General features: G+C 38.0%; 23 protein-coding genes. 11 read left to right on the forward strand and 12 right to left on the reverse strand.

The window, feature by feature from the left end:
• Positions 1–170: 170 nt before the first annotated feature.
• Complete coding sequence (locus ACFQZ9_RS01165) at positions 171–371, forward strand: hypothetical protein (protein WP_198312283.1); 201 nt, start codon at positions 171–173, stop codon at positions 369–371.
• A 753-nt stretch (positions 372–1,124) separates the two neighbouring features.
• Here the strand turns inward: ACFQZ9_RS01165 and ACFQZ9_RS01170 are convergent.
• Positions 1,125–1,442, reverse strand: a complete 318-nt coding sequence (locus ACFQZ9_RS01170; protein ID WP_498941945.1) for a hypothetical protein — start codon at positions 1,440–1,442, stop codon at positions 1,125–1,127.
• Positions 1,443–1,566: 124 nt separating this feature from the next.
• Positions 1,567–2,478 carry a DMT family transporter gene (locus tag ACFQZ9_RS01175; protein WP_498941946.1) on the reverse strand — a complete coding sequence of 304 codons (912 nt, stop codon included), beginning with the start codon at positions 2,476–2,478 and terminating at the stop codon, positions 1,567–1,569.
• Positions 2,479–2,695: 217 nt separating this feature from the next.
• On the opposite strand from ACFQZ9_RS01175, the gene ACFQZ9_RS01180 reads away from it, so the two are divergent.
• Positions 2,696–3,721, forward strand: coding sequence for an acyltransferase family protein (locus ACFQZ9_RS01180; RefSeq protein WP_498941947.1), 1,026 nt, complete (start codon positions 2,696–2,698; stop codon positions 3,719–3,721).
• A gap of 44 nt (positions 3,722–3,765) precedes the next feature.
• Here ACFQZ9_RS01180 and ACFQZ9_RS01185 read toward each other — a convergent pair whose 3' ends face one another.
• The 3 genes from ACFQZ9_RS01185 to ACFQZ9_RS01195 form a co-directional block, all read right to left on the reverse strand.
• Positions 3,766–5,274: an efflux MFS transporter permease gene (locus ACFQZ9_RS01185; RefSeq protein ID WP_498941948.1), complete on the reverse strand. Its 1,509-nt coding sequence runs from the start codon at positions 5,272–5,274 to the stop codon at positions 3,766–3,768.
• Between the two features lie 213 nt (positions 5,275–5,487).
• Entirely contained in the window at positions 5,488–6,657 is a 1,170-nt protein-coding gene (gene trpB / locus ACFQZ9_RS01190) for a tryptophan synthase subunit beta (protein WP_498941949.1), read from the reverse strand.
• 137 nt (positions 6,658–6,794) lie between these two features.
• The gene (locus ACFQZ9_RS01195) at positions 6,795–7,745 is read right to left on the reverse strand and encodes a ribose-phosphate diphosphokinase (protein ID WP_026572934.1); all 951 of its coding nucleotides are present in this window, start codon (positions 7,743–7,745) and stop codon (positions 6,795–6,797) included.
• A gap of 366 nt (positions 7,746–8,111) precedes the next feature.
• Between ACFQZ9_RS01195 and ACFQZ9_RS01200 the strand changes: the two genes are divergently transcribed.
• The 7 genes from ACFQZ9_RS01200 (at position 8,112) to ACFQZ9_RS01230 (ending at position 14,212) form a co-directional block, all read left to right on the forward strand.
• Positions 8,112–8,318 (forward strand): DUF3311 domain-containing protein, encoded by a 207-nt coding sequence (locus tag ACFQZ9_RS01200; protein WP_026572933.1) that lies wholly within the window; start codon positions 8,112–8,114, stop codon positions 8,316–8,318.
• Positions 8,315–9,811 carry a sodium:solute symporter family protein gene (locus ACFQZ9_RS01205; RefSeq protein WP_498941950.1) on the forward strand — a complete coding sequence of 499 codons (1,497 nt, stop codon included), beginning with the start codon at positions 8,315–8,317 and terminating at the stop codon, positions 9,809–9,811. Before ACFQZ9_RS01200 ends, ACFQZ9_RS01205 begins: the two co-directional genes overlap by 4 nt.
• Positions 9,812–9,937: 126 nt before the next feature.
• On the forward strand, positions 9,938–10,699 hold the full coding sequence (locus ACFQZ9_RS01210; RefSeq protein ID WP_498941951.1) for an N-acetylmuramoyl-L-alanine amidase: 762 nt from the start codon (positions 9,938–9,940) through the stop codon (positions 10,697–10,699).
• A 287-nt stretch (positions 10,700–10,986) separates the two neighbouring features.
• Positions 10,987–12,219 (forward strand): glucosaminidase domain-containing protein, encoded by a 1,233-nt coding sequence (locus ACFQZ9_RS01215; protein WP_498941952.1) that lies wholly within the window; start codon positions 10,987–10,989, stop codon positions 12,217–12,219.
• A 30-nt stretch (positions 12,220–12,249) separates the two neighbouring features.
• Positions 12,250–12,930: a cell division ATP-binding protein FtsE gene (gene ftsE, locus ACFQZ9_RS01220; RefSeq protein ID WP_198312272.1), complete on the forward strand. Its 681-nt coding sequence runs from the start codon at positions 12,250–12,252 to the stop codon at positions 12,928–12,930.
• Entirely contained in the window at positions 12,927–13,820 is an 894-nt protein-coding gene (gene ftsX / locus ACFQZ9_RS01225; protein ID WP_498941953.1) for a permease-like cell division protein FtsX, read from the forward strand. The genes ftsE and ftsX overlap by 4 nt, the downstream gene beginning before the upstream one ends.
• A gap of 224 nt (positions 13,821–14,044) precedes the next feature.
• Positions 14,045–14,212: a hypothetical protein gene (locus ACFQZ9_RS01230; protein ID WP_198312270.1), complete on the forward strand. Its 168-nt coding sequence runs from the start codon at positions 14,045–14,047 to the stop codon at positions 14,210–14,212.
• Between the two features lie 74 nt (positions 14,213–14,286).
• Here the strand turns inward: ACFQZ9_RS01230 and ACFQZ9_RS01235 are convergent, their stop codons facing one another.
• Positions 14,287–14,994, reverse strand: a complete 708-nt coding sequence (locus ACFQZ9_RS01235; protein ID WP_498941954.1) for a hypothetical protein — start codon at positions 14,992–14,994, stop codon at positions 14,287–14,289.
• 314 nt (positions 14,995–15,308) lie between these two features.
• Between ACFQZ9_RS01235 and ACFQZ9_RS01240 the strand changes: the two genes are divergently transcribed.
• Positions 15,309–19,016 (forward strand): polysaccharide deacetylase family protein, encoded by a 3,708-nt coding sequence (locus ACFQZ9_RS01240; protein WP_498941955.1) that lies wholly within the window; start codon positions 15,309–15,311, stop codon positions 19,014–19,016.
• Between the two features lie 117 nt (positions 19,017–19,133).
• Here the strand turns inward: ACFQZ9_RS01240 and ACFQZ9_RS01245 are convergent, their stop codons facing one another.
• Positions 19,134–19,412, reverse strand: coding sequence for a hypothetical protein (locus ACFQZ9_RS01245; RefSeq protein ID WP_498941956.1), 279 nt, complete (start codon positions 19,410–19,412; stop codon positions 19,134–19,136).
• 64 nt (positions 19,413–19,476) lie between these two features.
• On the opposite strand from ACFQZ9_RS01245, the gene ACFQZ9_RS01250 reads away from it, so the two are divergent.
• On the forward strand, positions 19,477–20,025 hold the full coding sequence (locus tag ACFQZ9_RS01250; protein WP_498941957.1) for a hypothetical protein: 549 nt from the start codon (positions 19,477–19,479) through the stop codon (positions 20,023–20,025).
• A 460-nt stretch (positions 20,026–20,485) separates the two neighbouring features.
• Here ACFQZ9_RS01250 and ACFQZ9_RS01255 read toward each other — a convergent pair whose 3' ends face one another.
• From ACFQZ9_RS01255 to ACFQZ9_RS01275, 5 genes are all read right to left on the reverse strand, one after another.
• A complete protein-coding gene (locus ACFQZ9_RS01255; protein WP_155925458.1) occupies positions 20,486–20,635 on the reverse strand; it encodes a hypothetical protein in 150 nt (49 codons plus the stop codon).
• A 23-nt stretch (positions 20,636–20,658) separates the two neighbouring features.
• Positions 20,659–20,838 (reverse strand): hypothetical protein, encoded by a 180-nt coding sequence (locus ACFQZ9_RS01260; RefSeq protein WP_198312267.1) that lies wholly within the window; start codon positions 20,836–20,838, stop codon positions 20,659–20,661.
• Positions 20,839–20,924: 86 nt separating this feature from the next.
• Positions 20,925–22,031 carry a GerAB/ArcD/ProY family transporter gene (locus ACFQZ9_RS01265; RefSeq protein ID WP_498941958.1) on the reverse strand — a complete coding sequence of 369 codons (1,107 nt, stop codon included), beginning with the start codon at positions 22,029–22,031 and terminating at the stop codon, positions 20,925–20,927.
• Between the two features lie 236 nt (positions 22,032–22,267).
• Positions 22,268–23,506: a Ger(x)C family spore germination protein gene (locus ACFQZ9_RS01270; protein ID WP_498941959.1), complete on the reverse strand. Its 1,239-nt coding sequence runs from the start codon at positions 23,504–23,506 to the stop codon at positions 22,268–22,270.
• On the reverse strand, positions 23,499–25,001 hold the full coding sequence (locus ACFQZ9_RS01275) for a spore germination protein (protein WP_498941960.1): 1,503 nt from the start codon (positions 24,999–25,001) through the stop codon (positions 23,499–23,501). The genes ACFQZ9_RS01270 and ACFQZ9_RS01275 overlap by 8 nt, the downstream gene beginning before the upstream one ends.
• Positions 25,002–25,228: the final 227 nt, after the last annotated feature.

The following is a 25,228-nucleotide window of genomic DNA, read 5'->3' on the forward strand; positions in this document are numbered from 1 at the left end:
CACCCCCACATTCCTACCTTATTATTTCTTCAAAGAAAACATGCTCTTTCTAAGAAATGAACAGGAAAGTGGGCGGTGTATTTAACATAAACTTAATAAAATTTTTATAGGATTTTATACATTTTTGCTGAATTGTATACGTATGAAATATTGAAAGGGGGAATTGTATAATGAAATTTCAAAGAACCTATTTTCTGATCGATGATTTAGTATTCGAAGTTAGAAAGCCAGAAATTACAGTGAAACAAATTAAAAAAACACAGGTTAAAATTGAAAATGAAGAATACAAAGTCCTTCGAAAACATTTTGATGAAAATATGTTTATTATAGAAAAAACACCAGATGGATGGGTGATAACTGAGAAAAAATAATACTTAGGATTATATTTTAGTTTTTAGAATGGAGTCCACGGTCATTTTCATTGTATAAATCACGGTTTCCTTATAACGTGCTGCTATGAGCAACACTCTTATTTGTTCGGATCGGGATAGATTTTTAAACCGGGGCTCTTGTTTCAAAAAGGACCGAAAGATTGACCAACTGGGTGGCATTAAAGGAAAGTCATCTAGGGGTTGTTTGTTCCACAAGCGATAAAACCAGGGTATTACTCCAGTGGAACTAGTTTTATCAACAATACATGGCGCATAAATATTTTTAGTGTGTTTTTTTAGAGATTCGAATCGTTCTTGGCCGCTAACAATAATGTAGGATCCATCTTTCCGGCTTTTTTTGACAACTAAAACATACATGCAGTCCCACATTAATCTTTGAAGTTTCTTTATGTGCTCCGTAATTTTCAATGATAAATCCGGTTTGATTTTGTTTAATGGGATATACTGGATGGTAAATTTCATAAACAGCCCCTCCTTTTATAATACATGTATTTTTCCACATTTTTTAGGTGTAACGTGTTAGTGTAATGGTGTTTTAGTGTGACCCTTTTTATAACGAATGAATCGCCGCTGCCTCTTAAATAAATGTATGAATTGGGCGCATGTCACATACGAAGTAACGATGAAAATATGTTTTTATTAAAAGAAAAGCGATCCTTCGTATTGGAAGAATCGCAACAGTAGGAAAAGAGTTAACAAAATTGGGAGAAGAGAGGTGATGAAACGACCTGATTATTCCTTAATTTCTTTAATTTGTTCCCGAATCTTCTCAAGGTCTTTTAAGGACAGCTCGCTGAGGGATTTTTTTATCTCATCCTCTATAACTTTTTTGTTACTTTCTCGATATTGATCCCACCAGTCGCGAAGACCCTCTGTGCTGTCCAATAGGTATTCAATATCCATTTCTTCCAAATCATCATCAGTAAGATATTCCATGACAGCAGCTAACATTCGGGAAAGTTTTTCTGCTTCATCTTCATCTTGAGTTGGAAAAGTAACAATGGTTTCCTCTTCAGGTGTTTCGGCATTTTGGGCAGCTTTTCGTGGCATTGTGACCCTCCTTACTATTTTTCAATAGTATGACCATTAAATAGTAATTCAACTAAGGAATACCTATTCGGGTTATTTGTGACCGTATTCTTGATACAAAAGAAGATGGGTCGCTTATTCCATCTCAAGCATCGAAAGTGATCGGCTCCTTCGTCTTGAGTTCTTGTTTTTTTCCAGAATGGTTTACAAAATAAATACTAATCACAATAAGAATTAATCCCACCAAAAGGGAATAAGTGAATTTTTCTCCCAAAAATAAGGTCCCAACTAAGACAGCGATAAGCGGGACAAGAAAAGTGAAAGATGCTACCTTTGTTGCCTCACCCGAATTGACTAATTTAAAATAAAGGATATAGGCTGCTGCTACCCCTAAAATGGATCCGTACGATAAACCGAACAAGTATTTCCCATTCCAAACGATACTTGACCAATCTTCTTTAACAACCCCAATCCCCGTAAGCACCATTCCTCCGATTAGGGACTGCAAGCCCACCATCCACAAAGAGTCTACCTTATGGCTTACTTTTTTCACATAAATAACACCAATCGCCCAAAAAATCGCTGTCGCTAAAGCTAAAACAATCCCTAAGATCGATACATGTCCCGTAAATCCTTCCGAACTAACTGCAGCAACACCTAAAAATCCGACAATCAGCCCTGTAATTTTAATAATGGACATTCTCTCTCCTAACCACAGCCAGCCAAGCAGTCCAATTAAAACCGGCTGGAAATAGACGAGCACGGAGAACAGTCCTCCCGGCAAAAAATTCAAGCCAATCGTTTGTAAGCCAAAAAAGAGGAACGTATTTAAAAGGGCAGAAATACAATAAATTCTCCAGTTTTCACGCCACTTTATTTTTTTCCATTGCGGAATCAATAAGGTGGATAATACTATTCCTCCGATTAATGGGCGCATCCCTGCGAATAAAATTGGCGGGGTATAAGATAATGCTACTTTATAGAGAGGCCAGCTAAAGCCCCAAATCAAAACTAAACCTGCAATCGCAGCAAATGTTTTTGGTGAAAATCTTCTCATTATTTATCCTCCCCTTTATTCCTTTGAAACCAGCCCAAGCTTTTTCTACCAATAAGAAGTTTTATATTTAATCTACTCCTTGTTCAAATACGACTTTATCACTTTAAAGTTATAAATTCACTAATTTCGACTCACATCACCATAACGATAACATAATCCATACTGTATGGGACATCATATAAGGACTACTTCTTAGAACAAACAGAGGGGCAGGACAATGGAACGAAATTATGCAATCGACTTTATTAAATTTTTTGCAATAGCAGCCGTCGTAGTCATTCATACATTCCCAAGTGACCATGAGCTCGGATACTTCATTCTAGATAACTTTTCCAGGTTTGCTGTACCATTTTTCTTTGCTGCTTCAGGATATTTGTTTGGACTTAAAGTGATCAATAATCCTAAATCAGCCAAATATTTCAAAAAATATATAATAAAAATCTTAAAGATTTATTTTAGCTGGTTACTTTTTTATATTTTATATGATATTTTTCAAATTTATATAGACAAAGGAAACCATAGTCACGAATTAGAAAAATATATGGAGAACTTAACTCCTCTAAATCTCCTATACTATGGAGAAGGAACAAGCGGATATCAATTGTGGTTTGTCATCTCTCTTGCTTGGAGCATTGCTCTATTATATCTATTCTACAGACTAAAAAAAATTAGGATTTTATTAATCCTTAGTCTTTGTTTAAATATAGTGGGTCTTTTTGGTCAAGGGTACTCCCAATTTCTAGAAATCCCCATCGACAGCACCCGGGATGCACTATTTATTGGTCTATTTTATACAACCATCGGATTTTGGTTTGCTTCTGCTTCCCCTTTCCAACAGTCTAAAAAAGTAGAAATTAAAACCTATCTTTTTTTCTTTTTTCTATTCTTTGCCCTTCAGCTTTCAGAAGCATATTGGCTCGAAAAAGTGTTATCTGCCAAGCATGGCGAGTATTTTTTCTCCACGATCCTTTTAACTGTTTTTTTGTTTTTGTTTACAATCAAAAACCAGCAAGTTGGAAAGGGAATGTTGATTACAAAAATAGGCGGAAACGCTCTAGGAATTTATACGATTCATGTGTTATTTATTGATATCGACGACTTTATATTTCACAAATTCGGCATTGAGAATATGACCCATGATCTAACATTAAACCTAATTGATGCTTTTCTTGTTTTTTCAATGTCGTACATAACTTACAACTTTATTCAATTTACTAAAACCCGACAACTTTATGGTAAGTAATAAAAAAGCTTGCAATGGATGCAAGCTTTTTTCGTTTCAATCCATTATTGTGCTTGTGGTACCTTTTTTAAGACTTTGCTTCTATTTGGAGCTTCTTCCTCTCTGCCGGGTTTTCTTGTTTTAATAAAGAAGGCCAAAATAAAGGCTGCAATCGTTAAATAGGTTGCAATCATAAAGGCATCGTCAATTCCCATTACCGTACCCTGTTTGATCGCCAGTGCCATATGAATTTTATCAGTTGGTGAAATTTGATTTTGACTCATAATCGTCTCCACATGGCTTTTCCCATTATTCGTCATAATGGAAACGAAAAAGGCCATTCCGACAGCCCCCGCAACCATTCTTAATGTATTCACCATTGCCGTGCCATATTTATTTAAACTAAGCCCTAAATCATTCAAACCAGCTGTAAAAATCGGCATCATCAAGAGCGAAATTCCAAACATCCTGATGGTATACACCGAAATTACATAAGAGAACGGTGTATCTGTATGAAGTCTTGTCAATGCATAGGTGGTAAAGATCGTGATCGCTAAACCAATAATCGCTAACCATTTTGCCCCGTATTTATCAAAAAGTTTCCCTGTGATGGGCGACATAATCCCCATTACCACGCCGCCCGGGAGGAGTGCGAAACCAGCTTCAAGCGGGCTGAAGCCATGAATATTTTGCATATAAATCGGCATTAGAATCATTCCTGAGAACATCGCCATTGTTACAATCACGTTAATAATCGTCGTTAATGTAAACATCTTATACTTAAAAATCCTGAATTCTAAAATTGGATGACCTACTGTCAGCTGACGCCATACAAACAGGATTAAACTGATTCCCCCAATAATAAACAAGGCAATCACCTCAGGATCAGTCCACCCTTTTGTGCCTCCTGTAGTGAATCCATAAAGAATACCGCCAAATCCAATCGTCGATGAAATTACACCGAGCACATCGAGTTTTGGACGGCTTGTTTCTGTGACATTTTTCACAAGAAAAATCGCAATAAAAAAGTCAATCAGTGCAATTGGGGCAATGATATAAAACATCACATGCCATGAATACGTTTCAATAATCCATCCCGCCCATGTTGGACCGATCGCTGGAGCAAAGTTCAACGCAACTCCAAAGATTCCCATGGCAAATCCACGACGTTCCAAAGGAAAGATGGTAAAAATAACATTTGTAATGAGTGGAAAAAGAATTCCGGCACCTATTGCCTGAACAACACGGCCAACTAATATAACGGAAAAAGCTGGTGCAATTGCACAGATAAAGGTTCCAACTGAAAAAATACCCATTGAAAATAAAAATAATTGCCTGGTTGTAAATCTTTGCATTAAAAATGCAGTGATCGGGATTACAATTCCGTTTGTTAACATGAATATGGTACTTAGCCAGTTTGCAGTAGCAGCTGAAATTTGAAAGGAATTCATAATTTGCGGCAATGCGACATTAATGACAGTTTGATTTAAAAAAGCAACAAACGCTCCAGCAATCAAAACAGCAAAAATGGGTGTGGTCCGAAGCGATGATTTCGAAGATTTTGTGGTGTCCAAGTAAAAATTCCCCCCTTGATTATATTATAGGAAAACGAGTCCCTGTTAGGTTACCCAAACACAAATGAACTTTACTACTATATTGGGTTAATAGGATTTTGTCAAACTAGTTGCTTTCTACAAGCAAATTCATAAAAAAATTTAAAATTGAACCACTAAAACAAAAACATACAAAGAAAAATCCCCACTCTGGGGATTTTCCCTCTTTGCATTTTATTTATTTTTTAACATATGAAAGACCTGTTCAACATCCTTATCGCCGCGGCCGGACAAGTTCACAATCAAAATATCGTCTTTTGTGAGTTCTTTTGCCAACTTAATCGCATGGGCCACAGCATGGGAGCTTTCTAAAGCCGGAATGATCCCTTCTGTTTTGGATAAAATCTGGAAGGCCTCCAATGCTTCTTGTCCGGTCGCAGTAACATATTCAGCTCTGCCGCTTACCTTTAAGTGGCTGTGTTCGGGACCAACACCCGGATAATCCAGGCCAGCCGCAATGGAATAGGTTGGTTGAGGCTCGCCTTTCTCATCAAGCAAGGTGAGACATTTAAAACCATGAATGACCGCCGGTACTCCTTCTGTTAAAGTAGGAGCTTCCTTAGGTTCTACACCAATCAATCGCACATCTTTTTCGTCGATATAATGAGCAAACGCTCCGATGGCATTGCTTCCGCCGCCGGCACAGGCAATAACGGCTGTTGGCAGTTTCCCTTCCTGCTCAAGGATTTGGCGTTTTGACTCTTCACTAATGATGGATTGGAAATGCTTAACCATGGTTGGATATGGATGTGGTCCGACCGCAGAGCCAAGCAAGTAAAAAGTATTTTTATAGTTTTGTACCAAATCCCCTAAAGCTTCATCAACTGCATCCTTAAGGCGGCCCTGTCCTTTCTCAACAGGAATGACTTTAGCACCCAATAATTCCATACGGAAAACATTTAATGCCTGGCGCTCCGTATCAAGCTTGCCCATGTAGATGATACATTCCATGTCGAACATTGCGCACGCCGTTGCAGTTGCAACCCCGTGCTGACCGGCGCCGGTTTCGGCGATGATTCTTTTTACACCCATTCGTTTCGCAAGCAGAATTTGTCCAATGGCATTGTTAATTTTATGGGCACCTGTATGGTTTAAATCTTCCCGTTTTAAGTAGATTTTCGCACCACCAATTTTCCGCGTTAGGTTTTCAGCATATGTAAGCGGGTTTTCGCGACCAATATATTGCTTTAGGTAAAATTTAAATTCTTCCTGAAATTCAGGATCATCTTTATAGCGCAAAAATTGTTCCTCTAACTGATCCATTACCACTTGGAGATCCTCTGGAATAAAACTTCCTCCGAATTCCCCGAAATACCCTTTTTTCTCTGTGCTCAAGCTCGTCATACTCAACTCGTCTCCTTCTCTACTTTTTGAATTATTATACTCCATTTAAGTGAATTTTCCAACTATTTAAGCGTCCCATCGCTTTATTGTTTAAAATAAAAAGGCATCCCGATTTAATTTCAGGATACCTTTTTAACTTATTCAAATAACGGACTAACTGCTTTTTCGTTGTGGATGCGATCAATTGCTTCTGCAAGCAATGGAGCAACGGATAAAACCGTAATTTTATCGATTTGCTTTTCTTTTGGCAGATCAATGGTGTTCGTGACAACTAATTCTTTAATCGGTGAGGCTTCAATTCTGCTAATAGCCGGACCTGAGAGAACCGGATGCGTGCAGCAGGCATAAACCGCCTTGGCTCCCGCCTCGATCAATGCATTTGCTGATAACGTAATGTTCGATGCCGTGTCGACTAAACCGTCAATAATAATCGCATTTTTCCCTTCCACATTCCCAATAATGTTCAAGACTTCAGACACATTGGATTCAGGATTCCTGCGGTCAATTAAGGCAATCGGCGCGTTCAATGGGCTGGCTAGTTTTCTCGCTTTCACCACTACTCCATTATGCGGAGCAACCACGACAACATCTTCTAATTGTTTTTTCATAAAATACTCGGCAAGAATCGGAATACCTGTCAAGTGATCCACGGGAATGTCAAAGAAGCCCTGTTCCTGTGGAGAATGGAAGTCAATGGTAAGCAACCGTGTAGCTCCAGCTTTTTGTAAAAGATTCGCAATCAGCTTCGCCGTAATCGGTTCCCGCGAACGGGCTTTGCGGTCTTGACGGGCATAACTGTAATAAGGCATGACCACATTAATTCTTTTTGCAGAAGCTCTCTTCATGGCATCAATCATAATGAGGAGCTCCATAATATGTTCATTGTTTGGCTGTGATGTAGATTGGACTAAATATACATAACCACCACGGACACTCTCTTGTACATGTATTTGAATTTCACCATCACTAAATCGAGTAGTGGAGTTTTTCCCCAGTTCGCAGCCCAAAAGATCCGCCACTTCATTTGCCAGCTTAGGATTTGAATTTAATGAAAACATTTTAAATTTCTTATGCAGTTGATACGTCACCTTTAATCCTCCATGCTTTGTTTCGTCATTTAAAAACCTTTGTCCATCATCTTATTTTACATGAATTGAAGGAATAGAGATAGCCATTATATTTCACATTTCATTGTTATATACAAATAAAGCCCTGCTTATACTTAAAATAACCCAAAAGTACAACTTTTCTCCCCATTTACTGTCTCTGCTAGAAAATTCACACAATGACCCAAAATGAATGTATGCGCTTACCAATCCTATTATTATTTTAAAATAGAATGTTTTTTGACATTTTCGTGTAATCCGCTTGTCTTAGTCGGAAATTACTGATAGTATTATTGAGGTCAATTTTTGAATTGATGAAATATTTAAATATTAGGGGGGCTTTTTAAAATGGGCAAAAAGACAATCATTGCGATCCTATCCTTGGTGCCTATTGTTTTTATGATTGTGGCGATCCCATTTGTTAATCGGATCCAACCGATTATTTTTGGATTACCATTTCTTGCATTTTGGCTCTTTTTGGGGATGCTTATTACTCCTTTATGCACCTATGTGATTTTTCGCCTACAAAAATCAGAAAGGAGTACTGAATCATGAAGGGAAATTTAACTGCTTTGGTCATTACAGCAGCGATCGTTTTAGTCGTTGTTTTGATTGGATTTTTATCAGGGCGTGACAAATCAAATAGAAGCTCTGTTGAAGAATGGTCTGTCGGCGGCCGGAGATTCGGGACATTACTTGTTTGGTTTTTAGTAGGGGCGGATCTTTATACGGCCTATACTTTTTTAGGATTAACTAGTACAGCCTATACAGGTGGAAGTTTGGCATTCTTTGCAATTCCCTATACCATCATTGCCTACTTTATTTCTTATTTCTTTTTACCGAAGCTCTGGAAATTTTCGAAAAGCCATAAGTTAACTACACTGGCTGACTATGCAAAAGTAAGATTTGATAGTAAATTTTTATCTTTGTTAATTGCAGCAGTTGGGGTATTAATGCTGATCCCGTACATTGATTTACAGTTAGCCGGGATTCAGGATACATTAACCGTAGCTGGGACAGGCTTTATCAATGTCAAAGTCGTGGTAGTTTTCTCGTTTCTATTAGTTGCATTATACACCTTCTTTAGCGGGATCAAAGGACCTACCTATACCGCTGTGATAAAGGACATTATGGTTTGGGTGATTATGTTATTCTTGGTTGTCAATCTACCAATCTTACATTTTGGCAGTTGGGGTTCAATGATTCACAAGGTAGCTTCGGATTCACCGCAGTTACTTACCATCCCTACTTCCGGGCCAAAAGGGATTCCATGGTTTCTAACCGCTTCACTCATTTCTGGATTAGCATTATTCATGTGGGCACATGCAGCTACTGGCGTCTTTACAGCGAAAAGTGCAGATGCACTAAGGAAGAATGCAATCTTTTTACCGCTGTATAATATTGTGTTAATTCTGCTGATTTTCTTAGGTTTTGTTGCCTATCATGTATTGCCGCAGGGTACGAATCCTCGGTTTGCCTTGTTAAACTTAATTCAAGTTTCCTATGGCGGGACGGTTCAAGGTTTAGCCTATGCAACAATTGCCCTGGCCTCTCTGATTCCGTGTTCGATTATGGCGATCGGTGCTTCAAACCTATTTGCCAATAACATTTATCGGGATTTCATTAATCCGAACGTAACACCTGCTAAATTAACGATGGTCACTCGTTCGATGGTATTTGTCGTCATTGGTCTGGCGTTAATTTTTGGAATGGTCTTCCCTTCCGCACTTGTGTCACTTCAGTTATTAGGTGTATCCGGAATGGTTCAAATCTTCCCGGCGATTGTGTTTAGCCTTTACTGGAAGAACCAAACAAAAGAAGCCACGATTTTGGGCTTGCTTGTCGGATTAATTGTCACGTTCACCGTTTATGCGACAGGAAAGTCCTTCGGTATTTACGAAGGTTTCTGGGGATTATTAGCGAATATCATCGTAACGGTCATCTTTAATCCTATGTTTGTTAGTAAAATTAAAAACAAGACCAATCCAATCACAGAAGAGTTATTTGGAAAGAACGAGCCGTCTCTCAAATTAAAAAAAGAGGCATAATCTTTATAAGAGACATCCCAGTAGATTCAGGGATGTTTCTTTTTTTAGGATAATTTTTTATCGTTGGTTGTTATGTACAAGCATTTTACCATCTCTACCATACCCTATTAATGTAGGTGATGAAAAATGGTGAAAATTTTTATCGACCCCGGCCATGGCGGTGCAGACAGTGGAGCGACAGGAAATGGTCTTCTCGAAAAAAATCTTACGTTAAAAATTGCGACAACGATTAGAGATATCTTAGTGAATGAATATGAAGGTGTTTCCGTTAAATTAAGCAGAACAAGTGATGAGACGGTTAGTTTAAATGAAAGAACAGATGCAGCAAACAATTGGGATGCAGACTATTACCTCTCCATTCATATCAATGCCGGCGGCGGGACAGGCTTCGAAAGCTATATTTACCCGGGAGTTGGCTCCCCTACCACCACCTATCAGGATCTCATTCATACTGAGGTTCTAAAAGTGGTTGATTTTGCAAATCGCGGTCAAAAGACGGCCAACTTCCATGTCTTACGAGAATCCTTTATGCCTGCATTGTTAACAGAAAATGGGTTTATTGATACTTCAAGTGATGCGGCTAAACTTAAGGATGCAAGCTTCCTAAAAGCGATTGCCAGAGGGCATGCGAATGGGTTAGCCAAAGCCTTTGATTTAACGAAAAAACCTACTGTTCTGTACAAAGTCCAAATTGGGGCGTTTAGTAAAAAATCAAATGCTGATGACCTTGCAGCTGAAGCAAACGCAAAAGGCTTTGATGCCATCGTTATTTTACGAGATGGTTTGTATAAAGTCCAAATCGGCGCGTTCGCATCAAAAGAAAATGCCGATGATCTAGCCGCAAAAGCAAAGAAGGCTGGGTTTGATGTAATTGTTTATAAAGAATAATTCTTCTATTGAAAAGAATCCCTGTGAATATCGATCCAGGGGTTTTTTTCATTTTTAAAGAAACTTTACGCTTGAAATTAAATGTTTAAGATACAACTTGGGAATCCCCTCAAAAATGAAACAATATTGTCCCTAAAGCGTTACAATTTCTACATGGTATTTTATTCCTAGTTCTGTTAATATCAAAAAGGAAGATAAATACAGTACAAATACATACGAATTGTATCTATAATTTTTATCTGATATATAATGATTCCATTAAACTATAAAAAGGCAGGAACTGAACAATGGATAAAAAGATGATTTTGATATCAGCTTGTTTTCTTACATTCATGACAGCTCCGATTGCGACCAATGCAAAAAGCATTGACCCTAAACCTCCAAAGGATTCACAAAAACAAATTCAAGACGATTTAACAGCGATCAAACAACAAAAACTTCTAGTCCAAGAAGAAATGGAAGCAACGGCAAAAAAAATAAAAGCCCTTGATCAACAAATCACTACATCAAAGGCGAAAATTCAAAAAAAAGAGCATGAATTAAATAAAATTAAAGAAAAAATGAACCGTTTAAACAAAGAGGAAAAGAGAATTACAACCTTACTTAATAATAGAAAAGTAGAATTTAAGGACAGAGTTGCTGCTTATTACCGAACTGATGGTCAAATGTCATTTTTAAATGTGATTTTATCGGTTAATAGTTTCGGAGAGTTTATCGATCATTTTTTTGCCTATGATAAAATCGTAAACGAAGATAAGGAATTTATTGAAGAATACATCGCAAACCAAAACAAGGTTGCGAGTATCAAAGATAAGGTCCAATCCTTGCAAGAGTCCACGATGGAAGAAAAAGTAGAATTGGAAGAAATAAAAGCCGGACAAGAGAAAAACAAAAAGGAAAAAGAACAATTATCGGAGTTCCTTGAAAAGAAGAAAAAACAATTAGAGAAAGAAGAACAGGAAAAAACCATCGCCCTTGAATTGTTACAGGAAAAAGGAGATGAAATCCTAGACCTAATCAATCACAATGGCACTGAAAATAAAGAAAATGTGGTAAAGATCAATTCAATTATCGCTCCCTTCGTTCCAGATTCTCAAAAACTTGAACAAGTGACAGGTGTTCCGGCTTCCATTACTTTGGGCCAAATCATTCTGGAAAGTTCGGGTCGCTATAATGGTCTATCCGGACTCGCCTATAAAGCTAAAAATCTATTTGGAATAAAAGGAACAGGCACAGCAGGTTCGGTCAAAGTGAAAACAACGGAATATGTAAAAGGTGAAAAAATTGTGGTTATTGCCGAATTTGCTAAATATAAAACCTATTATGATAGTATGCTAGATCATGCAAATCTATTATTAACTCCTCGGTATCAAAAATATTTAAAGGATGTTACCAATATTGTAGATTACGCCCATGGTATACACGACGCAGGATATGCGACTGACCCGGAGTATGCAAATAAACTGCTTAAAATTATCTACCAATATGATCTATGGAAGTTAGATGAATTTAACCATTAAAATCACCTTCTGAAAAGGGGTTTGAGTAAATTGATTCATTTTCAAGAAGTAACAAAAATATATCCTAATGGGGTGCATGCATTAAAAAACATTAATCTGCAGATCTCAAGTGGTGAATTCGTCTTGATGATTGGTGAGAGCGGTGCAGGAAAATCGACCCTTAATAAACTGATTACACGAGAAGAAAAATTAACGAGCGGTGAATTAATGGTAAACGGAATAAAAGTATCAACGATAAAAGAGAAAAGAATTCCGCAATTAAGAAGATCAATTGGGATGGTTTTTCAAGACTTTCGTTTGTTATCGAAAATGACCGTTTATGAGAATGTCGCTTTTGCTCAAGAAACGATTGGAGTACCGATGAACTTGATTCGTGAAAACGTCTATCATGCTCTAAAAATGGTAGGCCTTGAATCGAAAGTGAATGCTTTTCCAAAGGAATTATCTGGAGGCGAGCAGCAACGAGTTGCCATCGCCAGAGCAATAGTGAACCGTCCAAAAATGATTATCGCGGATGAACCGACTGGTAATTTAGATAGTAAAACAGCATGGGAAATCATGAAGGTTTTTGAAGATATCAACAAACTCGGGACAACGATCCTTATGACCACTCATAATAAAGAGTTTGTAGAACATACCATGAAACGAGTCATTTTAATTGAAAACGGAAGCATTCTTCGTGATCATCAAAGGAAGGTGCGAACAAGTTGAAAAAAGGATCCTACTTAAATCGACATATTAAAGAAGGAATGAATAATTTTAAAAGGAATGGCTGGATGACAGTTGCTTCGGTCAGTTCTTTAACTTTAATGATTTTCCTCATCGGGATTACCTTCCTAGTGTTGGTCAACTTAAACCACATGACAATAAAAGTAGAGAAAAATGTAGAAATACACGCCTATTTAAAGGAAATTGATTCCGAGGACGTAAAAATTCTAACTAGTACAATTCAAACGTATGATCATGTTACATCCGTTACGTTCATCTCTAAACATGAAGGCCTTCAGAGCTTTATGAAAAATTTAGGAGATGAGGGCGCAGCTTTTCAAACATTAAAAAACGATAACCCATTAAATGATGAATTGGTGATTAAAACAGAACAGCCAAAAGATGTAGCTGGTGTTGCCAAAAGTGTAGAAAAATTAGCGCTAGTGGATAAAGTGGCGTACGCTAAAAACGTGGTTGGTCCCCTGATTACCTCTACAAAAATAGCCCGTTTGGCTGGGATCATTTTTATTATTTGTCTCACCCTTTCAGCTGTTCATTCAGTAACGAACACGATTAAAATTACGGTATTGGCGAGAAAAGAAGAAATTCAGCTTAGGAAATTGATTGGAGCTACAAACGGATTTATTCGTCTTCCTTTTTTTATTGAAGGTTCTTTCATTGGATTGTTAGGAGCAATGATTGCAAGCACTCTCATCTTGACAGGATACTATTTTGTTTATCTTTATTTTAGTAGATATATTGATCTGGACTTTATTGAATTGCTCTCCCCTCTCCACCTCATTCCGATTTCTTGTTTGATTCTGCTTCTTTTTGGGGTTTTCATCGGAATCATGGGAGCTACTTCATCATTAAGACGAATTTTAAAGGTTTGATTTTTGGATCGAATTTACCTCCTACACAATATACTTGGTTAAAAAAGTGCTAAAGATTATAAATTCAGATCTTTGGCACTTTTTTTGTCTTTACCTGCCATTCTTTTCTTCCAATCTCGTTTCAACTATTTGTTAAAAACTGTAATATCACAAAAAACAATTGTAAACGATTACAATACACGATATACTTTATACAAAATTACTGTTCGAAGGGTGAATACAACATGAGACAATATATCTTTCTCTTGGATGAAGCAGTGAGTCCTCGAGAGATAAAGATTGAAGCATCAGGAATGATGGAGGCCTTCAAAAAAGCAAAAGAATTCCGGAAAAAAATCATGGTAAATACAAAGAAAAATGTTGACATGATATTTAAATGTGTAAAATATTAAAGTGGAAGAATTTAAGGAAAATAGACTCATTAGCGTAAAGAGTTGAAAAAAAGGATCGCCTTCTCGGTGATCCTTTACTTGTTCTTTCCATTATTTTCATTGGTAGCCTGAAGGATCGCAGCTTTTTCTTTTGCTGCTTGTGAAACCTGTTGTCCATGATTGGTTGTTGTTGTTGTCGTAGTTGTTGATGTCTTCGGAGCAGTATTGGCCACTGGCTTCGTGCTTGATGTCCCCTTCCCTGTTGACCCCGTAGCGGTAGATTTCTGACTCGAAGTAGTAGTATGAGTCGCAGAGGCTGTTGAATGAGTGGTCGTTGAGGTAGTTCTAGTTGTTGTATTATTCTTTTGAATTGATGCTACAACTTTATCACTCTTCTTTTCATTCATTACAACCGTTTTTGGGGCAGTACTAGGATGTGAAGCCGTGATTTTCACGTCTTTTACAGTCGTTTTTGCTGTTTGAGCCTTCACATTTTTGTCTTTTACAGTTTCTTGTGTTGCGACGGTCACCGCTTTATCTACAAGATTCCCAACAGCCATCGTTTTTTGTACTTTCAGCGTTTTTTCCGCTTGGTTCACGTTATTTGCTGTTTTTTGTGGTTGATTCTTCCCCGTTTTTTCGACATTATCCATTTGGTCCGTAATTTTTTGGTTATCAGATTCTGTTACATCATTTCCTTGCGTGATTTGTTTTATAGTATCTCCAAACAAGGCATTAGTGACAGAAAACGTAACCGATCCCACTAACACCATCGTGAGTGCTCCTTTAGTCAGTTTATTCATTTGTTTCTCCTCTAATCTTTTTACGCGCAATCGCCTTACAAAATTCGACCAATTCAAAGAGTTTCTGGGGGTATTCGATATAGTCATATTTACTTATTTTATCTCTATTCTTCAAGGTAATTAAACCCAAAAATATAGTCCTAAACCATCAAAAAATGAAAACCTTCTACCCTACCCCCATAATTCCACACCGACATCCTAACCTTCTGTTGGTAGTCAGTTTTTGTCGAAAAAACACTGTCCACTGGAGACAGACAATTTCATCAAAAAGTCCACGAACGGTGCCTGTCACCCAACACCAAAGGAGGAATCTTATGAATCGAATTTTTAGGTGGATGGTTCGATCGTTGTTTGCGCCTGTTACGGGAAGTGGCGGGGCGGTGGCGAGTACACTTGGATTTTTCTTGGGTTTTATACCTTTATATAGTGCTAGAATTCCATTAATGCTTGCCTTTTCCCTCATTTTCCGTCTTAATATTATTGCTTTATTCTTTGGAACGTTGATCACCATTTTTATTCCGATGGTTCGTCACTTACCGTTCCTAAATTTAGAGGCCATGGAAGGATATATGAATGACTGGCTATCCTCCACCCTAAAAACAAAAATACAGCTTACCCAATCCATTACAACTGGGATTTTTGGTGGGTTAATCGGTCTTTCCTGCTTCTTTTTCTTCCATTGGTTCTACAATTTAGGACTGAAGAAAAATGAACGCGACCAAGAACATGTTTTTCTTGATCCTGCTAAAAGGCGCTGGTCGATTATCATTCGAATGACGACAGGCTTTAGTGTATTTATCCTTTTAGTAACTATGATTTTTATAGATAGCCTGTATACAAATCCAATGTTTCCAGAACTGCAATTGAGTAAATCGGCGGCAACGAGCGGGATTGATCCTATTAATCAACCCTTAAGTGAGGAGCAGTTAGCCGCACAGTTTCAGAAAACGAATCCTTCCCCGCTTATTCAAAAAAATAATCAAGGGATTCAACAGACAAGCAAACAAGAAATATATGGTTTTTACGTCAACTGGGATGAAAACAGCAAAGCATCTTTTAATAAACACATCCGTTCCATGACAACACTCATTCCAGAGTGGCTTCAGCTCAATTCTGACCTCACCTTAAAGACAAGCACAGACTCGTCTATAAAGGCCGAGGCAAAAAAACACCAAATAAAGGTTCTCCCTTTAGTGAATAATTACATCAACAATAAATGGGATGGTGAAACTCTCCATCGTTTATTTACGACACCCGGCGCTGAAGACCGTTTGATAAACAATTTGTTAGCATATGTAAAAACCAATCACTTTGACGGGATCAATATAGATTTTGAAGGCGTCCAGCAAAGGGACAAAGCGAATTTAACTGTTTTTATGGATAAAGCTTCGAAAGCTTTTCACGAGCATGATCTCATGGTCACAATGGATATTCCGCCAATGAACAATAGTTTTGACTATGCTTCATTAGCATCTAAGGTTGACCGTATGATTGTTATGCTCTATGACCAGCACAACTCCACGAGTAAACCTGGTCCTGTTGCCCCAACGGATTGGGTAAAAGAGAGTTTAAACCAGCTCCCAATCCCTTCTGAAAAATTAATTGTGAGTCTCGGAAGCTTTGGGTACGACTGGGAAGAAAATGCTAAATGGCCCGCAGAAACCGTGACATACGGGGATATTATGAATCTCGGAATGGGAACGAACCTGCAAATCAATTGGAATAAACAAGCAGGCAACCCCTATTTCCGTTACAAAATAGACGGCAAAAACCATATTGTTTGGTTTTTAGATGGTGCAACCTTTTATAATCAAATGAAAACCGCCATGAATAGCGGTGCAAAAGGAATTGCTGTTTGGCGCCTTGGTTCTGAAGACCCGTCAATCTGGAAATACATCAATAAACCAAAGGAAATGGCTAATCCATCCAAGACACTAGAAACCCTAGTCAGTCCTGAGCCTGTTAACTATACAGGTGATGGAGAGATTTTGAAAATTGCTGCTCCAGCACAAAATGGAAAAAGAACAATTCAAACTGATTCACAGGGTTGGATTCAAAGTGAATCCTATACAAAATTACCAATGCCTTTTGAAGTGGTTCGATATGGCAATGTAGAACGGAAGAAAGTAGTCCTTACCTTTGATGATGGACCGGATCCAAAATATACACCCGAAATATTGGACATTCTGAATAAGAATCATATAAAGGCGGCCTTCTTTATCGTTGGTCAAAATGCCTTGCAACACCCGGAACTGGTGAAAAGGATGTATAATGAAGGCCATGAAATCGGCAGCCATACCTTTACGCATCCGAATGTTGCCTCCACGACATCAACACAAACAAAAATAGAGCTTAATGCAAATCAACGTCTCTTTCAAGAAATTACCGGTCATTCGATGAATCTTTTCCGCCCGCCGTATGTCGCCGATGCGGAACCGAGCACAAGAGACGAACTGCTGCCGATATGGCGTGCACAAGAAATGGGTTATACCATGGTCGGTGAAGCCATTGACTCGGAGGATTGGCAAAGGCCATCGAGTCAAGAAATTGTAAAGCGGGTCTTGGATCAACTGCCGGAAGGCAATATTATCTTGATGCACGATGCCGGTGGTGACCGCTCTCATACAGTAGAGGCACTGCCGATCTTGATAAAAGAACTTAAACAACAGGGTTATACCTTTACTACCATTTCTGATCTTATTGGAAAAAATAATCAACAGATCATGCCTCCTGCCGATGCAGACCGACCTTATTTTGTCTATGATCGGGCGATTTTTATGCTCGTACAAGGCTGGCGTTCAGGGCTAAACGTTCTGTTCTATTCCGCAATTGTGTTAGGAGTTTTACGTCTGCTGCTCTTTGTTTTCCTTTCCAGCAGGCAGGTAAAACGGTATAAAAAAACGGAGATAGATCCTAGCTTTACCCCTTTTACGAGTGTCGTGATTGCTGCCTATAATGAAGAAAAAGTCATTTGCAAAACGATTGATTCAATTTTATCAAGTGACTATCCTGCATTTGAGGTGCTGGTCATTGACGATGGATCAAAGGATGATACGGCTGGTGTAGTTCAAAAAATGTATGCAAACCATCCTCGGGTTCGGTTAATTAAAAAAAGCAATGGCGGAAAATCCACAGCCGTGAATCTTGGTTTTAAAGAAGCAAAAGGAGAAATTGTAGTGGCGCTTGATGCGGATACACTCATTGCCGAGAACGCCATCACCCTGCTTGTGAACCATTTTAAAAACGAAAAGGTTGCGGCTGTTTCAGGTAATGTCAAGGTTGGTAACAAGGGGAACCTCCTTACAAACTGGCAGCATATCGAATATGTGACAGGTTTTAACCTGGAAAGAAGAGCTTTTGCCACGCTCAACTGCATTACGGTTGTACCAGGTGCAATCGGGGCATGGAGAAAAACAGCGGTGGAAGAAGCGGGATACTTTCAAGAAGATACACTTGCAGAGGATACCGATATCACGCTGACCCTTTTACGACAAGGGAAAAAGATTGAATTTGAAGAAAAGGCCTACGCCTATACAGAGGTTCCGGAGGATCTTAAAAGCCTGGCAAAGCAGCGTTACCGATGGGTTTATGGGACCCTGCAATGCCTATGGAAACATCGAGGGGCTTTATTTAATATAAAGCACCCATCATTAGGATATATCGGCCTGCCAAACATGTGGATATTCCAATATCTATATCAAACGATCTCGCCGATTGCGGATTTCTTGTTCATTCTCGCCCTTTTTGGTGAACACCCAGGCAGAGCCTCGATTGGATTTATTCTGTTTTATGTACTTGATTTCGCTACTGCTCTTTATGCATTCAGTTTGGAAAAAGAAAGTCCAAAACCACTGGCTTCCTTGTTTCTGCAACGCATCTTGTATAAACAGCTGATGACGTATGTCGTAATCAAATCCATCTTCTCTGCAATTAAAGGCGTTACAGTTGGATGGAATAAACTAAAGCGAAATGGGAATGTCACACAGGAAGCTGCAATGGCGAAGGTTGAACAGAATATGTAATGCAATTTCTATGAAGGTCCTTCCTGTTTGGGGAGGGCCTTTTTTCAAAGGAAAAAGTGGGAAAGGTTCCCTGCCTCGAAATAATCCAACACCTTTATGAAGGATATTTTCCAGCTTTCATTCACGATAACGTCCTTCATCTCTTTTATGAAGGACGTTTTCTCGCTTCTTCTCATGATTTCGTCCTTCATCACCTTTATGAAGGACGTTTTCTCGCTTCTTCTCACTATTTTGTCTTTCATCGCCTTTATGAAGGACGTTTTCTCGCTTCTTCTCACGATTTCGTCCTTCATCACCTTTATGAAGGACGTTTTCTCGCTTCTTTTTACGATTTCGTCCTTCATCACCCTTATGAAGGACGTTTTCCAACATCATCCTTATAATTTTGTCCTTCATCTACCTTCTGGATTGTATCAATAAACACCCAAATTAGGGTATTCTAAAAATGGAGGTCATGTATATGATTGGTTATCTTGGCTCGATAAGAAAATTTGATCACTTTAATAATGAAACACCTGTTCAAAATGTAAATAATGGCATCGATACGATTGGATATTGGTTTACATCAGATCTCCAATCGGCAAAACCCTACGCAATGGGTACGGAGACTGTCATTCAAAAATCCGATATGGAATTTTGGGAGGATGGAGAACCGAAAGTAGTGCAGTTTGAAAGGCCGGTCCGTGGTTTTATCTATAAAGTCTATGTGGACGAACCAAATCTTAAGGAATATAAATCGAATTCAGAGGATTCTTATGATTTATTTATGAAAGAACGTGACAAATACTGTGATTATTTAGGTGCCAAAAAAGCCTGGGAGGGTCAAGCAATTCTCTTAAATAAAGAAGAGGCCAATTCTGAATTCCGAAACAGCCTTATGAAAATAGGATTCGAAGGTTTTGTCCTACGAAATTCGGAGCAACAAAACGGAGTTACAGACTTGTATTGTCTTTTTTCTCAGGATCCACTCCACATAACCGATGTAATACCTATAGATGATTTAGAGTAAAAAAATATACCTGTTTTTTTGTCATAGAATCCCCCATTAATAAGACGTTTCATTTCATTTATCCCCCAGTCTAATTTGTGATTTCAGTTGTACAAAAAAAGAAGAGGTACGTCTCTTCTTTTTTTAAAATGCATCTATTTTTTCTTATTATTCTTTTGGTTATTGTTTTTTGAACTATTGCTTTTGTTTTTGTTATTGCTGTTGCTATTTTGTTTCTTGTTGTTATTTGAACTTTTCCCCATCTCCATCACACCTCTCGGTAAAATAAAATGCAGTAAGTTTTTAGCCTCCTATAGACTATTCATGGAAGGGGAAATTTTACAGTGATTAACTGAAAAAGGGGCGAATGAAAGACGCCTTTTTTTGTCCAAAAAGTGCAGTAAAATCCACACACGAAAAAAACAGCCAAAAGTTTTTGGCTGCGTCGCTTTACTTAGTAGGTCACCTGATATATCAAAATCTATTCCTTATCTCCAACAATTGTCTCACCAATTTTAGGTTTAGTCTCCTGTTTAGACTTATTTGTATTCCTGTCAAACCCAGGCTCCGTGGTACCAGTTGACATTAATGGTTGTTGGATAAGATCCGGAACTTTATCATTATTGGCCATTTTTTACCCCTTTCTAGCTTCGATCATTCAGGATAATTGGGTGAACCCTGCTCTTCTGGAATTTTGTTCCCTTCTTCACTGGATCGTTTTGATATTTCCGGATAGCTTTGATGGCCCAGCTGAGGAAAAACGGGATCATCTTTCATTACCGCAATAATCTCTGGTGAAAAAGGTATGGTTACTTTTGGTTGATTCTCCGGCACTATATTTCACCTCCAGTTTCTATTTTCTTCTTTAATCTCTCTCTTTATGAGAATGCCAGCTTAAAATGTAATTTTGTATTAAACAATTAGTCGTGTTCTCTCTTTTTCTTCTGAACGGAAATGATGACAATGGATACAATAAATAAAAGTAAAGGGATCAATGATCCCATTAAAATATTTAGTGGAACATACGTATGTAAAAGAAACTCGTTTAACTCACTAAAGTTTTCAACAAAAATGAAAGATCCAACACCAATCATCCAAGCTAAGGGGATTACTAGAGGCTGGTAGGAACGTAATTTAAATATCTGTCCTATTCCAAGACTTAGGCCGTAATAAAATATGGAGACCCGGATCATTAAGCCTACTGTCCAAAAAAGGATTGCAATCGCATCAAAACGATTGATTACTTCACCCGCACTGATATAACGGACTTCTGAAAAGGTTGGAAATGACATTTTTGCTGCCTCTACAGGACCGAACAAGGCAATGGGTCCTGTAATGGGTCCTAGGAAGAAAAGTAGTGTGATCGCCGCTGTCCAGATTCCTGTTTTAACAAGTTTTTTGGGATTTTGTACATACGGAAGAACCATTCCTAAAACAACAAATTCCCCAAACCATCCCATCACCGATAAGGATCCAATGGCAACTCGAGGAAACCCATTTCCAAGTATCGGTAATAAATTACTATAGTCCTTTTTTTCTCCCATAGTTAAAAAAACGACCCCAATAGCAAAAATTACTAAAACAAGGAGCATGATTTGATTGAGCCGCCCAAGTGACTCTAATCCTGAATATACAATGAATCCTGTAAGCATGAGAATAATTGCAACAAAAGCCCACATGGGTGTGTCGCTCATAATAAGCTTATAGGATTCCGCAAACAGCCTTACGCCAAGAATAGCCATTATAAAGAAATAAAAAAGATAGAGAACACATACTATTTTTCCAACCCATGAAAATTGGCTGTATAAAATTTCAATCAGTGTAAGCCCTGGAAAGGTCTGGGATAACTTAACGATCGCTATAATTCCCATCAGCCCTAGAATGGTTCCGAAAATGGCAGCAATCCAGCCATCTTGTCGACTTTGCTGGAGAATAATCGTGAGTAATATTAAATGTCCGATAATGGTTAAAGAAGTAATCCCAAGCATCGCTGCTTGGATATTACTGATTCGGCCTCTCTCAATCATGTAGGATACCTCCGTTTCATACTCCAAAGGGATTCATCATATTCAAAAGTTTAGAAATTGAATATATATCATCGGTATAAATCGTAAAAATTCCGAAAATGATTGTAAGACCAATGATTCCTAATTGTATAACTAAAGTCTTATAATCTTTTCTTTTCCAAACAAAGTAAATATGAAGCCCTGAAGTAGCCAAAATTAAAAGGATAAGTAATAGACTTAATAGGATTTTCATTGTACTACCTCGATTCATTAGCTTTGCTTGGAGTTTTCAATAGTCCATAGCGATCTATCGTTGCTGAAACATTGATATCAACATCCATATTCCTCAAGCCGCCGCTTCTCCAGCCTTGGGCTAATTGATCCCATTTTTCCGGGTATTTACGGTAGATTGCTTTACCAAACCCAAAGATATCGGTTTCCCAATTTTGTTGTGCAATGTATAAGACACTCAAAACCTCATCTTTAATTTTAGCCTCAAATTGTTTGTTTAATTTATCCATTTGTGCTGTATCAATGGTAAAATTTTTACAGGTTGCCTCAACCAAATCAGCCTGTGTTTGAATTGTAACTGTCATTTGGGGTTGTCCATTTGAAAAGGTTGGGACCATTGTGGAGGATGAATTTGTTACATTTAGGCCCACGGTTCCTTCTTTATTTGTACTTCCACAATCTAAAATCAAATTTTCATGGTTAAGGTCACCTAGTAACCACAGAAGTCCTTTCGTTTCATCGTCATTAAGAAAGCCTTTTAGGCTGGCACCTTTAAATACAGCAGTTTCATTAAGAGTAAGTACTTTAGGTTCATTTGTATTTTTTTCTGCTTTCTTCGAAGAAGAATCCTTATTATTATTCCCATGTTCCATAGATGACAAACTAATTACCCCAGTGAAGGGATCGACCGTATCACTTGTAAGGGCATTGGTAAATTGGCTAATATCTTTTACCATATTCGTTGCAGAAAAACGATTTCTTAGTGCTAAATCGTGTAATTCGGTTGCAAGTGTTGGATTTAAGACTGGAGTCTGTTTAATCAAATCGCTAGCATTTCCTTTTGTTACAAACAATTCAATACTAGGACGGAAATCATTTTGTCGTTTAAAAAAATCTACTGCTGTTTCCATTTGATTCTCGGCGGCTTTTTTTCCAAATACCACCACATTGGCATGACCAAGAAAAATTTTTTCCGGAATAGATTTCGACAACTTCCCCATTGCATCGAATAGGTTTTTACCAGACGCCGAATGGATAACAAAACTTTCCTTCTTCGGTCCTTGCAAATCAGAGCCCTGCGCAAAAAGCATATTGGGCCTTATAACAGAAACGGTTAAGACCACATCACCTGAGTTATCTTCATCAACACCAATGATATTGATGATGGCCAAATTATTAATTTCTTGCGCACTCCAGCAACCTGTAAGCGAAAGAAGCAAAAGGATAGGTAAAAAAACTGATAAAAGACTCTTTTTTTTAGTCATCTTTTGTCCCCTTTTCCTTGTTTGGAAGCTTTGAATAGTTTTCAGCCCCAGCACGGGCTATATTTTCTATGTCTAGTCCTGGTGGGCGTGTATCCATTGCCCACCATGGAGCCCTGATAAACACATCTTTCCATCCTTCCTTTCTTGAAGGTGATACAGGAGAAAAGTATGGTACCCCAAAGGATCGTAAACTAACCAAATGGGTTAAGCCAAACATCAAAGCCACGATAATACCCATAAATCCAAACAAGCCTGCCAAAAGTAAGATCGGGAACCCTGCGAATCGAATCACTTGATGAAACCGGTAATTCGGGAGAATAAACGAAGTTAAGGAAGTTACAATCATAACAATCGCTAATACGGGTCCGACGATTCCTGCTTGAACACCTGCCTGTCCTACTAAAACTAAGCCCAGAATGGTAACAACACCACCACCAAGAGTTTTAGGCATCCTCATTCCTGCCTCCCGAATCAGTTCGTACGTAATATACAAAAAGATCGCTTCAACCAATGCAGGATATGGTAAGGATTCACGACTGGAAGCAATTCGAATTAAGAATGGCGTTTGCAGTAAATCTTGATGAAAAGTAGTCAAGCCAACATAAAATGCGGGTAGAATTAACGTAACAAAAAGACCTAGGAAACGGACCCATCTCACGATTGTGGCAACTAATGAACTATCGTAATAATCATCTCCTGCATGGAGGAATTCAACAAACACGACGGGTACTGTTAGAACAAATGGTGTTCCATCAATAAAAATGGCTACCTTTCCATCTAACAAACCCCCACAAACCCGATCTGGGCGCTCAGTACTATATATTGTAGGAAATGGAGATTTTGGCGAGTCTTTAATCATGGATTCGATATATTGACTTTCAAGAATTCCATCAATTTTTATTCGGGATAGACGTTCCTTTACCTCGTTTACAATGTCTTTGCTAGCTATCCCATCTATATAGACAATGCTTAATTTTGTTTGTGTTTGCTTTCCAATTGTAAGATTCTCTACTTTTAGATTGGTGGTAAGCAAACGTTTTCGTACTAACAAAAGATTTGTTTGGATCTCTTCAACAAATCCTTCCTTCGGACCGTTAACTGCAGGTTCAGTAGTGGGCTCTGAAACTTCCCTTCCAACTGAGTCTGCCGTTTGAAAGGTGAAAAATTGGCTTTCCTCTTCAACCATTAAGACCATATTCCCAACTAAAACTTCGTTCGCAGCACCTTGAAGTCCAGTTGATTCTTTAATATTGGTGAATGGGAAGAGTTGATTCATAGAAGGCAATAATGGTTCAGCAGTATTTTTTTCTCTTTGATTTCTTAAAAAAATGGAAATTCTCTGATCGATTTTATTAAGTTTTTGATCATTGATCATATCTTTTAAATAAAATAGGCTCGCTTTTTTACCTGCTATTTCAATTCTTCGAGAAACGAAATCATCACATTTAGCAAATAATTCTTCAACATCCGTTACATTATCTTCATATGAGACCATCAAATACACCTCCGATGGATAGGTTTTTCTTTAAAGAGAAATATTATACTTTCATTGGTAATTAATAGATTTCTTCGAAAAAACCCTTTTCAATACAATTATTTCCAATTAGTTTTTGGAAGTTGGAATAATATCCATTCGATAAGAAATAATAATGACACAACATGAAAAGTCATACTATTAAAAAAAGTCTTGGCTAGTTTAAAGCCAAGACTTTTTTCAATAGT

It is taken from the genome of Neobacillus sp. GCM10027624, assembly GCF_042675345.1.
GTDB classification, from domain to species: Bacteria; Bacillota; Bacilli; order Bacillales; family Cytobacillaceae; genus Neobacillus; species Neobacillus cucumis_D.